Origin of the sequence: Rhizobacter sp. (genome assembly GCF_031412495.1) — a bacterium.
GTDB lineage: Bacteria > Pseudomonadota > Gammaproteobacteria > Burkholderiales > Burkholderiaceae_C > Schlegelella_A.
In genome coordinates this window covers 1-15,806 of the sequence record NZ_JANODC010000296.1, presented here as the reverse complement: position 1 = coordinate 15,806, position 15,806 = coordinate 1, and the positions used below count along the sequence as shown (strand labels likewise).

The following is a 15,806-nucleotide window of genomic DNA, read 5'->3' as shown; positions in this document are numbered from 1 at the left end:
GCCCGGCCGGCGCGAGCGCTGCGCCGGCGCTGCCGGCGATGTCCGCAGCGGACGCGGGGCCTCGGTCGTCGCGCTGCGCCGGCCGCGCGTCGGCGGCGCCCCGGCCGCTCGCCGACAGCGGGCGCACGCTGCTCGCTGCCGAATCGTCGACGGCGGCGGCCGTGGCGTCGTCGCGGGCCGATGCCAGGTCGGCGGCACCGCTGGCCTGGCGCCCGATCGGCTCCGCCGGCATCGGCAGCGGTCGAAGCTGCGTCGGCTCGGGCGACCGGGCCGCACGCTCGTTCCCCGTCTCGGCCGCGCGCTCCTCCGCGGCCCTCGTCTCGGCGACGGCGTCGCCTTCGCGCAGGCTCGGGTCGATGGCGGCGGGGCTCCGGGCCGGCGCGGCGGGCCGGGCCTTGGCACGGGCCGGAGACAGCGACTTCTCGGGGCTCGCCTCGACGAGCCCGTCGTTGGCAGCCTTGTCGGCGCTGCCTTCGTTCCCCACGCCGCCGGTGCGCGGCTGCGGCGCCGGCGGCGGTGCCTCGGCGCGCTGTCGGCGCAGCAGGTCGGCGAAGGGCTGGGCCGGCGCGCCCTGCGCCGGCACGCGATCCGGTGCCGTCGGCGCCGCCTGTACCGGGGCGACCGGCGCCAGCGGCGCTCGCGGTGCAGGCGGCGCCGTGCTGCGGATCGGGGCCGTGTTCATGCCCGCAGGCTCACAGGCGCGTCACCGGCGGGGGGGCCGCGTTCATGCGCGCCCACGCGGCGCGGGCCGCCTGATCGTCGCTCTGGCGTTGCTCGCGCTGCTCGCCCAGGCGCAGGCTTTCGCCGCTGCGCCGCTCGATGAGCTTCCGCAGGGCGGCGGTGCGCATCTCGTGGCCCTGCACGACGGCGGTCGCCCGCTCCGCCTGCAGGACGGCCTGCGCGGCGATGCGCGCCTGCTGGTCGACGGCCTGCGAGAGCCGTTCCATGAAGCCCTGGTAGCAGCGGACGAGCTCGATCTTGCCGTCGCGGCAGAACTCGGCGCTCCAGCGCTGCTCGTAGTCGCGCCGGTAGACGAGCAGCTGCTCGGCCTTGTCGACGGCACCGCGCTCGGCCGCCTCGGCGTTCATCTGCGCCGCGAGTGCCTCGTCGCGCTGGCGCTCGGCCTGGGCGAGCAGGAAGCGAAGGGGCTGGAGGTCGTCGTTCATGGCAGCGCTTTCGCAGTCGTTGTTCGTTCGGGGAAGGGCGGGTCAGGACGTGCCCGCGAGCACGCCCTGCAGCAGGGCCAGGCTATCGTCGAGGCGGGCCGGCTCGTTCATGTTCTGCTGCAGGAGCCGGTCCATCGGCTCGTGCAGGCGGACGGCGAGGTCGAGCTCGGCGTCATGCCCCGGCGCGTAGGCGCCGAGCTGGATCAGGTCGCGCGCCTTCTGGTGCCGCGCGTGCAGCTGGCGAAAGCGGCGCGCCGCCTCCAGGTGCTCGCCCGAGGCGACGCTGGTCATCACGCGCGAGACCGAGCGCTCGATGTCGATGGCCGGGTAGTGGCCGGCCTCGGCCAGCTCGCGTGAAAGGACGATGTGGCCGTCGAGGATGCCGCGGGCCGCATCGGCGATCGGGTCCTGCGGGTCGTCGCCCTCGCTGAGCACGGTGTAGAAGGCGGTGATCGAGCCGCCGCCCGCCACCCCGTTGCCGCTGCGCTCGACGAGCTGCGGCAGCTTGGCGAAGCAGCTCGGCGGGTAGCCCTTGGTCGCCGGCGGCTCGCCGATCGCCAGCGCGATCTCGCGCTGCGCCATCGCGTAGCGGGTCAGCGAATCCATCAGCAGCAGGACGTTCTTGCCGCGGTCGCGGAAGTGCTCGGCGATCACGGTCGCGTAGTTGGCCCCCTGCATGCGCACCAGCGGCGGCGCGTCGGCCGGGGCGGCGACGACCACGGCGCGGCGGATGCCTTCCTCGCCGAGGATGTCCTCGATGAATTCCTTGACTTCGCGGCCGCGCTCGCCGATCAGGCCGACGACGATCACGTCGGCGGCGGTGTAGCGCGCCATCATGCCGAGCAGCACGCTCTTGCCGACGCCGGTGCCGGCGAACAGGCCGATGCGCTGGCCGCGGCCGACGGTGAGCATGGCGTTGATCGCGCGCACGCCGGTGTCGAGCGGCGTGCGCACCGGGTCGCGGTCCATGGCGTTGATCGGCCGGCGCGCCACCGGCTCGTCGTGGACTTGCCGCAGCGGGCCCTTCCTGTCCATAGGCTGGCCCTGCGAGTCGACGACTCGGCCGAGCAGGCCGTCGCCGACCGGCAGGTGCAGCGTGCGGTCGATCGTGCGGCGCCAGCGATGGCGGGGCGCCCAGAGCTTCATCGGCACGACGGGCGTGCGGCGTGGTGCGACCAGCGCCCCGCTCGACAGGCCCTGGATGTCGCCGGTCGGCATGAGGTAGGCGCGGTCGCCGGAGAAGCCGACGACCTCGGCGAGCACCGGCGGCGCGCCGTCGCCGCGCCCGTCCTGGCGGATCTCGCAGACCGAGCCGACCGGCACGCGGATGCCGGCGGCCTCGAGCACCAGCCCGGTGACGCGAACGAGCCGGCCCTGCGTCTCGAACGGCAGCGGGTCGGCGGCGAAGGAGCGCAGGTCGGCCAGGTAGCGGCGCCAGGCGTCGACGGCGGCCTGCTCGGTGTGCGGCGCGGCGTCGACGGTGCCGGGGTTGGGAGACACGGGGCTCACGCGCGGGAAGGTTCGTCGGACGCGTCGGCGAGCGGGGCCTGCCACGGCTCGGCGCTGCCGACTCCGGCCGCTCCGCGGCGCCAGCGCTCCTCGATGGTCGCGTCGACGAGGCCGATGTCGGATTCGATCAGGCAGCCGCCGCGGCTGATCTGCGCGTCGCCGACGACGCGGATGCCGCGAGCGGCGATCCGCTCGGCGGCGCCTGCCGCGACCAGCGCCAGGTCGTCGGGGTGGACGCGGAGCACGATGTGGCGGGCACTCAGCAGAAGCGCCTCGATCGCCTGCTCGGCGACGCGGGCGACGCTGCCGGGCTCGGTGACGAGCTCGCTGCGCACGATCTGGCGCGCGAGCGAGGTCGCCGCGGCGGCGAGGGCGCTGGCCATGTCCTGCTGCAGGGCGTCGAGCTGGCGCCCGATCGAGCCGAGGAGGGCGCCGACCTGCGCGGTGGTTTGCGCCGCGAAGCTCTGCTTGAAACCCTCGAGGGCGACGAGGCCGTCGCGGTAGCCGTCCTGGTAGCCCGACTGCCGGGCCGCGCGCAGCTCGCGGCCGAGCTGGGCCGCCGCATGGGCGGGCGCGGCGTCCGCATCGCTGCGGCGCGCACCGGGCGCGCTCGGGCCCGGCTCGCTGGAGGAGACGTCGCCGAGGTCCCAGGCCGCGAACGAGCTGAGCTCCTCGCGCGGGATGAAGCGGGCGTAGACGTCGCGCTTCGGGCCGTCGGCCGGCGGCACCGGCCGCGGCTTAGAGGAAGTCATCGCCGCTTCCGCCGCCGATCACGAGCTGGCCTTCCTCGGCCAGCCGGCGCACGATCTTCAGCAGCTCCTTCTGCTCGGCCTCGACCTCGGCGACGCGGACCGGGCCGCGCGCGTCGAGCTCCTCGGCCAGCGTCTCGGCAGCGCGCGTCGACATGTTCTTCAGGATCTTCTCGCGCAGCGTGGGCTTGGCGCCCTTCAGCGCGATGACGAGCGACTCCGATTGCACTTCCTTCAGCAGCGCCTGGATGCCGCGGTCGTCGATGCGGTCGAGGTCGTCGAAGGTGAACAGGTTGTCGAGGACGCGCTGGGCCAGGTCGTTGTCGGCCTCGCGGATGTAGTCGAGGGCGGAGGTCTCGATCGAGGTGCCGAGCAGGTTGAGCATCTGCGCCGCCGCCTTGACGCCGCCCATCGGCGCCATGCGCGACTGCTCGCCGCCGGCGATCAGCTTGCTCATCACCTCGTTGAGGTCCTTCAGCGCCGAGGGCTGGATGCCGTCGAGCGTGGCAATGCGCACCAGGACCTCGTTGCGCTGACGTTCGGCGAAGGTCCTGAGGACGGACGACGCCTGGTCGCAGTCGAGGTGGACGAGCACGGCGGCGACGATCTGCGGGTGCTCGTGGCGCAGCATCTCGCCGATCGAGGCCGCGTCCATCCACTTCAGGCCCTCGATCCCGGTCACGTCGCTGTTCTGCAGGATGCGGTCGATGAGGAGGTTGGCCTTGTCCTCGTCGAGCGCCTTCCTCAGCACGTTGCGCACGTACTTGCCGGTGTCGGCGACGAGGGCGCTGCGCCCGGAGACGATGGTCGAGAATTTTTGCAGGACGCTGTCGAGGCGCTCCTTCGGCACCGAGTTCATGCGCGCGATCGTCTCGCCGAGGCTCTGCACCTCGCGCGGCGAAAGGTGCCGGAAGACCTGCGCCGCCTCTTCCTCGCCGAGCGACATGAGGAGGATCGCGGAATCCTCCAGCCCGGCTTCGTCCATGGCCATGCGATTGCTTTCCGTTGTTCCGTCGGGCGGGGCTAGCGCGTCGCCTGGGCGGCGTCGCCGTTGACCCAGCCGCGGACGATGCCGGCGACGGCCGCCGGGTTGTCCTTGGCCAGCGTCTTCGCGCCTTCGAGCTGCTGCACGTAGGCCGGGCCGGCGAGGGCCGGCATGCCGGACAGCGTCTGCTCGTCGTCGACAACGGCGTCGAGGCGGGTGCCGGCCCGCGCCGGCGGCGGCAGGCGCGGCGCGAAGGCGGTCTTGACCACCGGCCGCACCAGGCCGAAGAAGACGAGCAGGGCGACCAGACCGAGCCCCAGCGGCGCGGCCAGGACGCGCAGCAGGTCGATCAGCTCCGGGTTCTTCCAGAGCGGAACCTCGACCTGGGTCACCGGCTCGACCTTGAACGGCGCGTTGATCACCTTGACCGAGTCGCCGCGCTCCTTGCTGAAGCCGATCGTCTCGCGGACGAGGGCGGTGATCTTCTCGATCTCGTCGGCGCTGAGCGGCACCTGGGTCGACTTGCCCTTGGCGTCGACGACGCTGCGGTGGTTGACAACGACGGCCGCGTTGAGCCGCTTGACGTTGCCGCTCGCGTTGCGGGTGACGCGGACCGTCTTGTCGACCTCGTAGTTCGTGACCGCCTCGCGCCGGCCGCTGGGGCCGCTGCCGGCGGGGGCGCCGGGGGCGCCGAGGAGCGGCTGCGAGGCGCCGGTGAGCGGCGCCGTCGCCGCGATCGGGGGCTGGTTCGAGGCCGCGCCGGGAACGCCGCTGGCGAGCGTGGGGTTGCCGCCGGCGCCGTGTTCGCTGGTCTGCTGGCTGCGGATCGAGACGCTCGCGTCCGGACCCTGGTTCGGCTTGAACTCCTCCGACGTCGCTTCGGTGAGCGAGAAGTCGATGTCGGCGGTGACGGTGGCGCGCAGGTTGTCGGCGCCGACGACGGGCTGCAGCAGCTCGAGGATGCGCTTGGTGTAGCCGGACTCGACCTGGTTCACGTACTGCAGCTGCTGCGCGTCGAGGCCGGCCGCCTTGCTGCCCTCGGCGCCGCCGGTCAGCAGGGCGCCGCTCTGGTCGAGCACGCTGACCGCCTTCGGGCTCAGCTCGGGCACGCTCGAGGACACGAGGTGGACGATGCCGGCCAGCTGGTCGCGGTCGAGCGTGCGACCCGGGTGCAGCGCGAGCAGCACCGAGGCGCTCGGCTTCTGCTGCTCGCGGAAGAACCCGTTCTGGTTCGGCAGCGCGAGGTGCACGCGTGCCGAGCGCACCGCGGCGAGCGAGCCGATCGATCGCGTCAGCTCGCCCTCGAGGCCGCGCTGGAAGGTGAGGCGCTCCTGGAACTGGGTCTGCCCGAAGCGGGCGGCGTCCATCAGCTCGAAGCCGGACACGGCGCCCTTCGGCAGGCCGGCCGTCGCCATCTTCAGACGCAGGTCGTGCACCTGTCCGCCCGGCACCAGGATCGCCTGGCCGCCCTCGGCCATGCGGTAGGGTACGTTCATCTGCGCCAGCTGGGCGATGACGGCGCCGCCGTCCTTGTCGGACAGGTTGGCGTAGAGCACCTTGTAGTCGCCCTTGCCGCTCCAGGCGGTCATCGCGTAGACGACGCCGGCGAGCGCCAGCACGCCGATCAGGGCGCTGACCTTGCTTCGGGCCGGCATCGCCTGGAGCCGACCGGCCAACGTGGCGGGGGTGTTGCTGGGATTGACGGCGACGGCGTTGTCCATGGGTCCTCGGGACACGGCGGCGTGGGGCCTGCCGGTCTGGGCTCATTATTCGAAACGGCCCCACCGCGGATGCCTGAAACAGGGCGGCATTGGCGCCTCAGTTCGCACCACCCGCAGCGGCCCGCGCACCTAGGATCCCTTCCCAGGAGCCTTGGCCCATGAACGTCACCCTGAAGCCCTTCGACTTCGCGCAGGCCGTTGCCCGCGCCGGCCTCGGCATCGACGGCGTGCCGCTCGCCAAGGGCAGCACCGCTCCCGGTGCCGGCATCGCCCCGCCCAGCTTCGAGAAGGCCCTCGGCCAGGCCCTCGGCGCCGTCAGCAAGGCCCAGATGGAGTCATCGCGCCTGCAGCGCGAAGTGACGCTCGACAACCCGACCGTGAGCCTCGAGCAGACGATGGTCGCGATGCAGAAGGCGCAGATCGGCTTCCAGGCGACGCTGCAGGTCCGCAACCGGCTCGTGCAGGCCTACTCGGACATCATGGGCATGCAGGTCTAGGGTGCGCGAGACGAGCGACGGCCGCGCAGCGGCTGCTCGCTCGATCGAGCGCGGCGAAACCGGACGCCAGCGTCCGGTTTCGCCTAGTTGAGGGCCATCATCTTTGCGCGCTTCTGCGTGAGGTCGATGAAGCGCTGCAGGTTGCGCACGGCGTCGCCGCCCATCCGGAGGAACTCGAAGCCGAGGCGGACGCCGCCGGTCTCGGCCTTGATCGGGGTCACGTGCATCAGGCGCAGCGAGACCTCGAGCTGGGTGTCGTCGTCGAACTCGAGGCGCACGTCCTTGATCACGCTGCCGGCGTTCATCAGCGGCACGTCGTTGGGCAGGAAGAGGGCCGCGCCCCCCATGCTGACGTCGATGATGCGCAGGGCGAACTCCATCTCGGGCATGTCGGGATGGCGAAGCCGGGCCACCGGCGAGGTTCGCATCAGGGGCCGGATCCGGAACGCGTTGCGGCGCTGGAAACGGTACAGCTCGCGCGGAAAGGCGCAGTTCAGGACGCTGGCGCGGTGCCCGTGCACCAGCATCAGCCCGTTGACCTCGAACTGCAGCTTGACGTTGTCGACGTAGCCGACGACGACCACCTCGTGCGACTCCATCAGCGCCTGCACGCCGGGATCGCGCGGGTCGGCGTTGAACCCGATCGTGCCGCGGGCGCTGTCGATCGTCCAGATCGCGCTCGTCACCACCATGCCGCTCACGGCATGGAGGTTGAGCAGGGTCGAGCCATCGAGCAGCTGCTTGAGGATGGTGCCGATCTCGCGCGGCGAGGTGACGCGGAACTGCTCGATGCCGTCCTCGTCGGCGGACATGTTGTCCAGGGGTGCGGGTCTGGTTTCCATCGCGTCTCCTTGATTGGGCCGCGCAGGGTTCTTGAAGCGGGAAAAAAACGACACGGCCAGCCTCAGTGCAGCGTCTTGGGGCGCCCGGCCAGGATGTCGTCGAGGTCCTCAAGCCAGGGCTCGGCGAGCTGGCGGATCTCCGCGTCGTTGACCAGGATGCGCTGCATGATGCGCGACTTCAGCTGGGCCTCGTCGGCGGGCAGGGGCTTGTCGGCGGCGGTGTTCTTGAGCTGGGCGATCAGCATGGCGCACGCGCCCTCGAGCTTGACCACCTGGTCCCAGTTGCCGGCCCGCGCGGCGTCCAGCATCTCCTGGCTCGCCTTCTCGATGGCTTCGTAGTAGTTCAGCAGCACGGAATTCATGGTCGTGGGTTCCGGTCGGAAGTTCGCTCTCGACGTGCTCATGCGGCCGCCCGGGCCGTTTCGGCGGGCGGCGCCACCTGAGAGGCGATGGCTTGCCAGGAGGCTCGTAGCGTATCGACGAGGCCGCCGCATTCGGCCAGCGTCGCGTCGTCCGAATGGAGATTGCCGAGGGTCAGCCGATAGACGATGTATTCGTAGAGGTCCTTGAGGTTGGCAGCGAGCGGGCCGCCGCGGGCGAGGTCCAGCGGGGCGAGCAGGCCTTCCTCGACGATGCGGACGGCGTGGCCGATGGCACGGCCCTTCTCGGCGATGTCCTTGCGAACGAGAGCGCCGCGCGCCGCAGCGATCTCGCCAGCGATCGCCTGGTACAGCATGTCGACCAGCTTGTGCGGGCTGGCGCCCTCGAGCGCCGTCACCGCGTTCACGCTGCGATACATCGTGGCTGCCGGCGTGCGCGTGCCTGGCTGGGGTGTGGTGCTGAACATCGTCGTGTCGCTCCTGCGTCTGCCCTCTTTATCGACGGGGGATGCCGATTCTTAACACTGGTATGCCTGCCTCGCAGGGTCTACTTCCGGGGTACCGGCCGGCCGGGCCGACGCGGCCAGCCGGGGCCGGCCGTCGCAGGCGCGGTGCCCTAGTCCCGGCCGTTGTCGTAGATCGACTTCGTATAGAACTGCTGCTGCACGTACTTCGACAGCGCGTTCGCCTTGGCCATCGTCGTGTCGAGGGCCGAGTACTGGGCGCGCATGCGCCGCTCGATCATCTCGAGCCGATCACCCAGCCTCTCCTGGTCCTTCTGGTTCGATGCGATGCGGGCCTGGATCGACTTGGTCTTGCCGGGCATCGATCCGGTGCTCGCCAGAAGGCGCTCGGCCCACGCGAAGAAGCGCTTGCCGAAGCCATGGTTCGTGGGATTGGCGTTGTCGACGCTCGAGAGTGCCTTTGTCAGCTCCGGCAGGTTGGCGACGGCCTTGCCGAAGGCGGCTTCGTCGAGCTTGAGGGCGCCGTCCTTCTGCAGCTGCACGCCGATCGAGCTCAGCGTCTGGAAGACCGAGGATGCCGGGCTGGCCGGCGAGACCATCGAGCGCAGCTGGTTGTGGATGCCCGTCGTCGTGCCGTCGCCTTGCAGCAGCGCGGCCTGCTTGGTCGCGGCGTCGTACCGGGTTGCCGATGACAGGAAGGTGTTGAGCGCGTTGTACGCCGCCACGAAGCCCGTGACCAAGGTCTTGATCGCGTCCGTGTTGCGGGAGACGTTGACGATCACCGGTTGCGTCGTGACCTTGCTCAGGTTGAAGGTCATGCCTTCGATGACGCTGTCGAGCGTGTTGCTGCTCGAGGTGACGGCGATGCCGTTGATGCTGGCGCGGGTGTCCGCGGCGGGCTGGGCGCGGGTCATCTGGGCGACGGCGCTGGCCGGGTCGTACGCCAGCCTCGAGAGCCCGGCCGCGTCGCCGTTGCCCAGATCGTCGTCGGTGACGATGACGCGAAAGCCGTTCACCGATCCGGTCTCGGTCGACTGCAGGGCCAGCCGCGAGCCGCTCGCGTCGGTGACGACGGTGGCGCTGATGCCGGCATTGGCGGCGTTGATCTTGTCTCGAATGCCGGCGAGCGTGTGTTCCGAGGCATCGATCGGGATCGTGATGTCCGCCGATCCGGTCTTGGCCGTGAAGACAGTCGAATCCGCGTTCCAGCTGCCCAGGCGGACCGTGAGGCTGCCGGTGCCGACGACCGCACCCGCGTCGGCGTACTGGCCGGCCGGGCTGACGATCGATTGCGCCGCCGACAGCGAACTCACCGACACGGCGTAGATCCCGGGCACTGCCTTGGTCGTGGTGCCGGCGCTGACGCTGCCCGGGTCCGTCGAGCTGGCGTTGCTGAGCTTGTACGAATCAGCTGCGAACAGCGGCTTGGCCGCGTCCTGCAGGCCGGAGACCAACGACTGCATCTGCCCGAAGGCGGAGAGCTGCGTCTGCAGCGTCGTCGCGGTGGCCTGCAGGCGCTGAAGCGGTTGCCGCTCCACCGCCATCAGCTGCGTGACGATGTTGTTGACGTCGAGCCCGCTGCCGATGCCGGCTGACGAGATCGTGCCGACGGCGGAGGTCAGGCCGGCCATGCTGGCGGAGGGTCGTTCGGCATCGGGCTCGTTCGCGGGTCTTCGACGTTGTTATCGGCCGGTCGCAGCCGAGCTTGAGTACCCCGCCACGATCGACGCGGATCGTGCGCTAAACCGAGCCGGCGCCGGTCAGCCCTTCAGAAGCTGCAGCACCTGCTGCGGCAACTGGTTGGCCTGGGCGATCATGGCCGTGCCGGCCTGCTGCAGCACCTGGGCCCGCGAGAGCGCGGCGGTCTCGGCCGCGAAGTCCGCGTCCTGGATCCGGCTGCGCGAGGCCGACAGGTTCTCGCCCGCTGTTTGCAGGTTCTCGATCGTCGACGAGAAGCGGTTCTGGACCGCCCCGAGCGCAGCCCGGCTGCCGTTGATGGTTTGCAGGGCGGCATCGACTGCGCTGAGGGCTGCATTGGCGCCGCTCACGCTGGAGATGTTCATGGCGCTCACGGCGGTGCCGGTGCTTGCGATCGCCGTCGAGGTGTTGAGGCCGCCGGTCTGGGCAAAGGCGACGCTGCCGGAGACGCCGCTCGGCGCGGAGTAGCTGAGGTTCAATGTGCCGCCGGTGAGGGCGGTCGCGGACAAGCCGAAGTCGGCGGCGGCCGAGCCGGTGAAGCTGCCAGCGGCGTAGGTCAGGGCGATGTTGCGGCCATCGGCGGCGCTCAGGCTGACGCCCGAGCCGGTGTCGGTGGCGACCACGCCGGTGGCGGCCGACTGGGCGTTGATGGCGGCGACGGCATTGGCCCGGTTGCTCGACAGCGCACCGGCGCCGTCGGCGCCGCTGATCGAGATCGCGACGCCGTTGACGGTATACGTCGCGGTGCCGGCGGCCGTGGCCGCGGCCGTCGATGTGCCGGCGGCGACGCTGGTCGCGTTGGCCGTGGCGACGAGTCCGGAGATGTTGCCGTTGTTGATGGCTGCGGCCTGGGCCTTGGCATCGACGGCAACGCTGCCGAGCGAGACCGCGCCGGCCCCGCCGATGTTGACCGTCAGCGCCTGCGGCGAGTTGTTCGCAGCGCCGATCGACTGGCTGGTCAGGTTGAATCCCTGGTAGACGCCGAGCGCGCTGGCGCGGGCGCTGGCGATCGAGGTCACCGAGATGGTCTGGCCGGCATTGGCCCCGACCTGAAACTGCTGCGCCGTGAAGCTGCCGTCGAGCAGGTTCAGGCCGTTGAACTGGGTCTGCGTCGCGACCCGGTCGATCTCGGTCGTAAGCTGGGCGACTTCCTGCTGCAGGGCCAGGCGATCGGAGGCGCTGTTCGTGGCGTTCGCCGACTGCACCGCCAGCTCGCGGATGCGCTGCAGGCTGCCGGTCACCGAGCCGAGCGCTCCTTCGGCGACCTGCGCCAGCGAGATGCCGTCGTTGGCGTTGCGCGCCGCCTGGTTGATGCCCCGGATCTGCGCCGTCATGCGGTCCGAGATCGCCAGCCCTGCGGCGTCGTCCTTGGCGCTGTTGATGCGCAGTCCGGACGAGAGTCGCTGGATGGCCGTCGAGAGGTCGTTCTGCGAGCGGTTGGCGTTGCGTTGCGCGGTCAGCGACGAGATGTTGGTGTTGATCGTCTGGGCCATGAGCGTCTCTCCGTAAGCTGCCGGGTCCGCGAGGAGGGACCGTGTGCCGAGATTCTGAAAGGGCCTGGCGACCGCCGAGAACCCGAAAAGCGGCGCGATCGCCGCCTACTTCGATTCGGGAAGGAGAAAGGGCCGGACCCGGCGCACCGGATCCGGCCCTCGTGGCCGAAACTGCGACGCGCCATCCGGCGCGCCGCTGCGACTGGGCTCAGCGCAGGAGCGTCAGGACCTGCTGCGGAAGCTGGTTGGCTTGCGCCACCATGGCCGTCCCGGCCTGCTGCAGCACCTGGGCACGCGACAGGTTCGCCGTTTCCTGGGCGAAGTCGGCGTCCTGGATGCGGCTGCGCGAGGCCGAGAGGTTCTCGGTCGTCGTCTGCAGGTTCTCGATCGTCGACGAGAAGCGGTTCTGGATCGCACCCAGCGAGGCGCGGCTGGAGTTGATCGTCGCCAGGGCGGCATCCACCGAAGCCAGCGCCGAGTTGGCGCCTGCCACGTCCGAGACGCTCAGGCCGGACACCGAGGTGCCGGTGGCAGCGACCGCCGTCGTGTTGGCGAACGCACCCGCGAACACGACGCTGCCCGTGACACCCGACGGAGCGGTGTAGTTCAGGTTCAGCGTCGCACCCACCGTGCCGACCGGGCCGATGCCGAAGTCGGCGATGGTGGCTGCTGTCGCAGTGCCCGCGCCGAAGGCCAGCGTGATGTTCCGGCCGTCGGCAGCAGCCAGGCTGACGCCGGCACCGGTGTCGGTGGCCACCACGCCCGTGGCGCTCGATTGCGCGTTCAGCGCGGCAACTGCGTTGGCCCGGTTCGTCGCAGCGTTGCCGACGACGTTGTTCACGTTGATCGCCAGACCGTTGACGGTAATGATCGCGGTGCCGGAGGCCGAGCCGGTCAGCGCCTGGGTACCGGCCGCCTTGGCCGTGGCATTCGCCGTGGCCGTGAAGCCCGCCAGGCCGGACGCGCCGATCGCGTTGGCGATGGCCTTCGCGTCGGTGGCGATCGTGCCGAGCGAGGTGGCGACGCCGCCGATCGTCACCGTCGTGGCGGCGGTCGTGTCGCTGGCTGTGCCGATCGACTGGTTCGTCAGGTTGTAGCCCTGGTACTGGCCGAGGGCGCTTGCGCGGGCGCTGGCGATGGATGCCACCGTGATGGTCTGCCCGGCGTTCGCGCCGACCTGGAACGCCTTGGCGGTGAAGCTGCCGTCGAGAGGTTGGTGCCGTTGAACGAGGTCTGCGTCGCGACCCGGTCGATTTCAGCAACGAGCTGCGCCACTTCGAGCTGCAGCGACGCGCGGTCGGCCGACGAGTTTGTCGCATTGGCCGACTGAACCGCCAGTTCGCGGATGCGCTGCAGGTTGTTCGTGACCGAGGCGAGGGCGCCTTCGGCCGTCTGCGCCAGCGAGATGCCGTCGTTGGCGTTGCGGGCTGCCTGGCTGAGGCCTCGAATCTGCGCCGTGAAGCGCTCGGCGATCGCGAGGCCCGCGGCGTCGTCCTTGGCGCTGTTGATGCGAAGGCCCGACGACAGGCGAGCAATCGCCGTCGACAGGTCGGTTTCGGTTCGGCTCGAATTGCGCTGCGCGGTGAGCGAAGCCAGGTTCGTGTTGATGGTCATAGCCATGGTGAAAAAGCTCCTGATCTGTTGATGAGACTTTCGGCACAAGCGCCGTCATTGCTAGAGCGGATTCGCCTTCTTGCGTCGGCTCGCCCGCTTCGAGCAGCCGGCGGTGTGACCACCGGCCTGCTGCGCCCGGCGTTCGTCTTCCTCGGATCTCTCCTCCGGCTTGCGCCTCGGGCGAAACATTCGGCTTCTGACTCCGGACCCCGGCGCGGATCGCTCCTCGCCGTTGGCTGGGTTATCGGGCCGCCATTTCCCGAACTTGAGGCAGGCGCCGCAGAAACTTCCAGCCACCGGGCAGCGACGGGCACCTGTAGGAACTTCCCTGACACGGCTCATGGAGGAAGCTGGACTTCAGCGACCGAGATGACCTGATGGTCCCGGCCTTCTCGTGTCTTCAGAATTCGCTCCATCGCAAGGCCATGTCCCTTGCTACACAAGTCAGAAACGGAGCCCCCTGAATGAATGCCGACCAGATCCTCACCGAGATTCGCGAAGCCAATCTCTCCTACCTGATGCTCGCGCAGAGCCTGATCCGGACCGACCGCGAGCAGGCCCTCTACCGGCTTGGCATCAGCGAGGAGAGCGCGGCCCTGATCGGCCTGCTGACCCCGGCGCAGATGATGAAGATCGCCTCGGGCAACACGCTGCTGTGCCGCTTCCGCATGGACGACGACCTGGTCTGGGGCCTGCTGACCAACCACGGCAAGAGCGCCGCCAACGACAGCACCTCCCGCCTGCACGCCTCGATCCTGCTGGCCGGCCGTCACCAAGAGGCGGCCTGACATGCGTTCCAAGTCGATCCTCACGGAGGCCAAGCAGATCGGCCGCGCCGTGGCGCTGATCCAGCTCGGCGCCCGCCTGCAGGTCCTCGAGTCGGAGACCGACCTCTCGTACGAGCGGCTGCTGCGGCTCTACAAGGAAGTCGCCGGGAAGTCGCCCAGCAAGGGCCAGCTGCCGTTCTCGACCGACTGGTTCATGACCTGGCAGCCGAACATCCACGCCTCGCTCTTCCTCAACATCCACGAGTACCTGAACAAGGTGACCGAGATGGACGAGATCGACGCCGTCATCAAGGCCTACCAGCTCTACCAGGAGCAGACCACGGCGCAGGGCCTCGAGGCCCTGCTCTCCGTGACCCGCGCCTGGCGCCTCGTCAAGTTCGTCGACAACGGCATGCTGACGATGACCAGGTGCTCGAAATGCGGCGGCCAGTTCGTGACCCACCCGCACGAGATCGCCCGCCACTACACCTGCGGCCTGTGCAGCCCCCCGGCCCGCGCCGGCAAGGGCAAGGCCGTCGGCGGCATCCACATGCACTGACCGGGACGAACGGTCTCAAGTCCGGCCGGCGGCGGCCGATACAACGGACTCTCTGTTTCTTGCTTGTCTCCTCCAGCACGAACCGTGCTTTGAAAGCGGGTCCTTCGGGACCCGTTTCTTTTTTTCCGGGGTGATTGCCCGCCAGTTGCGCCGATCACCCGGGCCCCTCCGAGGGGACACTCAAGTGGGCATCGGGCTTCGCCGATAACGGCACGTCCCGGCGCATCGGCGATGGGCCGGCAGGGAATCTCGAAGAACATGGTCGTTCTGATCGGTTACGGCGTTGCGATGGGGTGCATCTTCGGCGCCTACATCATCCATGGCGGCAACATCGGCGTCATCCTGCACGCGCTGCCCACCGAGCTGATGGCCATCCTCGGCGGCTCGCTCGGCGCCTTCGCCGTCAACAACCAGCCGAAGGTGCTGAAGGCCACCCTGGCCGCGCTTCCCGGTGTGCTGAAGGGCTCGAAGTACTCGAAGGCGCGCTACATGGAGCTGATGGCGCTGCTCTACGACATCCTCCAGAAAGCGCGCAAGGAAGGCCTGATGGCCATCGAGAACGACGTCGAGGACCCGGCCGGCTCGGCGCTGTTCCAGAAGTACGCCGTCGTCGGCTCCGACCACCACGTGGTCGAGTTCATCACCGACTACCTGCGCATGATGGTCTCGGGCAACCTGAACGCGCACGAGATCGAGAGCCTGATGGACAGCGAGATCGAGACCCACCACACCGAGGCGCACGGCCCCGTCAATGCGCTCGCGCGCCTGGCCGGCGCCCTGCCGGCCTTCGGGATCATCGCCGCGGTGCTCGGCGTCGTGAACACCATGGGCTCGGTCGGCCAGCCGCCGGCGATCCTCGGCGGCATGATCGGCGCCGCCCTGGTCGGCACCTTCCTCGGCATCCTGCTCGCCTACGCCGTCGTCGAGCCGCTCGGCGGCCTGATCGAGCAGAAGGTCGACGAAAGCTCGAAGGAGCTGCAGTGCATCAAGACGACCCTGCTCGCCAGCATGCAGGGCTACGCGCCGCAGGTCGCGGTCGAGTTCGGACGCAAGGTCCTGTACTCGAAGGACCGGCCGACCTTTGCCGAGCTCGAGGGACACGTGAAGGGGAAGAAGGCTTGACGCCGGCTCCCGATCGGTCCGCGCGAGTCGGCGGTACGTGGTTCTTGCGCGTGCGAGTCGGGTTGCCGCGGGATCGAGCCGGCGGGGCACTCCCCTCCGCTCATGTCCCCCGGTTCCGGACCTGTCGGCCCGGAACCACCTCCGTTACTTTCGGGCATCGGCCGCCCGCCCCCCGCGCCCGGGGTGGGACGCGCGAACGAGCTCGCGCGCGCCTCCGCCGTTGCAGGATCGTGACGGCGG

General features: G+C 70.0%; 14 protein-coding genes and 2 pseudogenes. 4 read left to right on the top strand and 12 right to left on the bottom strand.

Annotation, left to right across the window (positions count from 1 at the left end):
* The 6 genes and pseudogenes from AC30N0_RS11085 to fliF form a co-directional block, all read right to left on the bottom strand.
* Nucleotides 1–682: pseudogene (locus AC30N0_RS11085) on the bottom strand (hypothetical protein); the annotation flags it as partial.
* A 10-nt stretch (nt 683–692) separates the two neighbouring features.
* Nucleotides 693–1,166, bottom strand: coding sequence for a flagellar export protein FliJ (locus tag AC30N0_RS11080; RefSeq protein WP_489517969.1), 474 nt, complete (start codon nt 1,164–1,166; stop codon nt 693–695).
* A gap of 42 nt (nt 1,167–1,208) precedes the next feature.
* Nucleotides 1,209–2,666 (bottom strand): flagellar protein export ATPase FliI, encoded by a 1,458-nt coding sequence (gene fliI, locus AC30N0_RS11075; RefSeq protein WP_489517971.1) that lies wholly within the window; start codon nt 2,664–2,666, stop codon nt 1,209–1,211.
* A 5-nt stretch (nt 2,667–2,671) separates the two neighbouring features.
* Nucleotides 2,672–3,427 (bottom strand): FliH/SctL family protein, encoded by a 756-nt coding sequence (locus AC30N0_RS11070; protein WP_489517968.1) that lies wholly within the window; start codon nt 3,425–3,427, stop codon nt 2,672–2,674.
* Entirely contained in the window at nt 3,414–4,409 is a 996-nt protein-coding gene (gene fliG / locus AC30N0_RS11065) for a flagellar motor switch protein FliG (protein ID WP_489517970.1), read from the bottom strand. The genes AC30N0_RS11070 and fliG overlap by 14 nt, the downstream gene beginning before the upstream one ends.
* A gap of 38 nt (nt 4,410–4,447) precedes the next feature.
* Nucleotides 4,448–6,130 carry a flagellar basal-body MS-ring/collar protein FliF gene (gene fliF / locus AC30N0_RS11060; protein WP_489517967.1) on the bottom strand — a complete coding sequence of 561 codons (1,683 nt, stop codon included), beginning with the start codon at nt 6,128–6,130 and terminating at the stop codon, nt 4,448–4,450.
* 158 nt (nt 6,131–6,288) lie between these two features.
* On the opposite strand from fliF, the gene fliE reads away from it, so the two are divergent.
* Nucleotides 6,289–6,627 carry a flagellar hook-basal body complex protein FliE gene (gene fliE, locus AC30N0_RS11055; protein WP_489517966.1) on the top strand — a complete coding sequence of 113 codons (339 nt, stop codon included), beginning with the start codon at nt 6,289–6,291 and terminating at the stop codon, nt 6,625–6,627.
* Nucleotides 6,628–6,710: 83 nt separating this feature from the next.
* On the opposite strand, the gene AC30N0_RS11050 is transcribed toward fliE, so the two are convergent.
* From AC30N0_RS11050 to AC30N0_RS11025, 6 genes and pseudogenes are all read right to left on the bottom strand, one after another.
* Nucleotides 6,711–7,469 carry a flagellar regulator YcgR PilZN domain-containing protein gene (locus AC30N0_RS11050; protein ID WP_489517965.1) on the bottom strand — a complete coding sequence of 253 codons (759 nt, stop codon included), beginning with the start codon at nt 7,467–7,469 and terminating at the stop codon, nt 6,711–6,713.
* 62 nt (nt 7,470–7,531) lie between these two features.
* Nucleotides 7,532–7,831 (bottom strand): flagellar protein FliT, encoded by a 300-nt coding sequence (locus AC30N0_RS11045; protein ID WP_489517964.1) that lies wholly within the window; start codon nt 7,829–7,831, stop codon nt 7,532–7,534.
* A gap of 38 nt (nt 7,832–7,869) precedes the next feature.
* The gene (gene fliS / locus AC30N0_RS11040; protein WP_489517963.1) at nt 7,870–8,316 is read right to left on the bottom strand and encodes a flagellar export chaperone FliS; all 447 of its coding nucleotides are present in this window, start codon (nt 8,314–8,316) and stop codon (nt 7,870–7,872) included.
* A gap of 149 nt (nt 8,317–8,465) precedes the next feature.
* Nucleotides 8,466–9,944, bottom strand: a complete 1,479-nt coding sequence (fliD, locus tag AC30N0_RS11035; protein WP_489517962.1) for a flagellar filament capping protein FliD — start codon at nt 9,942–9,944, stop codon at nt 8,466–8,468.
* A gap of 129 nt (nt 9,945–10,073) precedes the next feature.
* The gene (locus AC30N0_RS11030) at nt 10,074–11,504 is read right to left on the bottom strand and encodes a flagellin N-terminal helical domain-containing protein (protein ID WP_489517961.1); all 1,431 of its coding nucleotides are present in this window, start codon (nt 11,502–11,504) and stop codon (nt 10,074–10,076) included.
* 208 nt (nt 11,505–11,712) lie between these two features.
* Nucleotides 11,713–13,124: pseudogene (locus tag AC30N0_RS11025) on the bottom strand (flagellin N-terminal helical domain-containing protein).
* A 458-nt stretch (nt 13,125–13,582) separates the two neighbouring features.
* Here AC30N0_RS11025 and flhD point away from each other — a divergent pair.
* The 3 genes from flhD to motA all read left to right on the top strand — a co-directional run bounded on the left by flhD (nt 13,583) and on the right by motA (nt 15,566).
* Nucleotides 13,583–13,906: a flagellar transcriptional regulator FlhD gene (flhD, locus tag AC30N0_RS11020; RefSeq protein WP_489517960.1), complete on the top strand. Its 324-nt coding sequence runs from the start codon at nt 13,583–13,585 to the stop codon at nt 13,904–13,906.
* Nucleotide 13,907: 1 nt separating this feature from the next.
* Nucleotides 13,908–14,444: a flagellar transcriptional regulator FlhC gene (gene flhC / locus AC30N0_RS11015; RefSeq protein ID WP_489517959.1), complete on the top strand. Its 537-nt coding sequence runs from the start codon at nt 13,908–13,910 to the stop codon at nt 14,442–14,444.
* Nucleotides 14,445–14,702: 258 nt separating this feature from the next.
* Complete coding sequence (motA, locus tag AC30N0_RS11010) at nt 14,703–15,566, top strand: flagellar motor stator protein MotA (protein WP_489517958.1); 864 nt, start codon at nt 14,703–14,705, stop codon at nt 15,564–15,566.
* The last annotated feature ends 240 nt before the right edge of the window (nt 15,567–15,806 follow it).

Bases quoted from the DNA above. Each gene is read 5' to 3' on its own strand.
- AC30N0_RS11080 (WP_489517969.1), bottom strand. From the start codon at position 1,166: ATGAACGACGACCTCCAGCCCCTTCGCTTCCTGCTCGCCCAGGCCGAG.
- AC30N0_RS11070 (WP_489517968.1), bottom strand. From the start codon at position 3,427: ATGACTTCCTCTAAGCCGCGGCCGGTGCCGCCGGCCGACGGCCCGAAG.
- fliG (WP_489517970.1), bottom strand. From the start codon at position 4,409: ATGGACGAAGCCGGGCTGGAGGATTCCGCGATCCTCCTCATGTCGCTC.
- fliF (WP_489517967.1), bottom strand. From the start codon at position 6,130: ATGGACAACGCCGTCGCCGTCAATCCCAGCAACACCCCCGCCACGTTG.
- fliE (WP_489517966.1), top strand. From the start codon at position 6,289: ATGAACGTCACCCTGAAGCCCTTCGACTTCGCGCAGGCCGTTGCCCGC.
- AC30N0_RS11050 (WP_489517965.1), bottom strand. From the start codon at position 7,469: ATGGAAACCAGACCCGCACCCCTGGACAACATGTCCGCCGACGAGGAC.
- AC30N0_RS11045 (WP_489517964.1), bottom strand. From the start codon at position 7,831: ATGAATTCCGTGCTGCTGAACTACTACGAAGCCATCGAGAAGGCGAGC.
- fliS (WP_489517963.1), bottom strand. From the start codon at position 8,316: ATGTTCAGCACCACACCCCAGCCAGGCACGCGCACGCCGGCAGCCACG.
- fliD (WP_489517962.1), bottom strand. From the start codon at position 9,944: ATGGCCGGCCTGACCTCCGCCGTCGGCACGATCTCGTCAGCCGGCATC.
- AC30N0_RS11030 (WP_489517961.1), bottom strand. From the start codon at position 11,504: ATGGCCCAGACGATCAACACCAACATCTCGTCGCTGACCGCGCAACGC.
- flhD (WP_489517960.1), top strand. From the start codon at position 13,583: ATGAATGCCGACCAGATCCTCACCGAGATTCGCGAAGCCAATCTCTCC.
- flhC (WP_489517959.1), top strand. From the start codon at position 13,908: ATGCGTTCCAAGTCGATCCTCACGGAGGCCAAGCAGATCGGCCGCGCC.
- motA (WP_489517958.1), top strand. From the start codon at position 14,703: ATGGTCGTTCTGATCGGTTACGGCGTTGCGATGGGGTGCATCTTCGGC.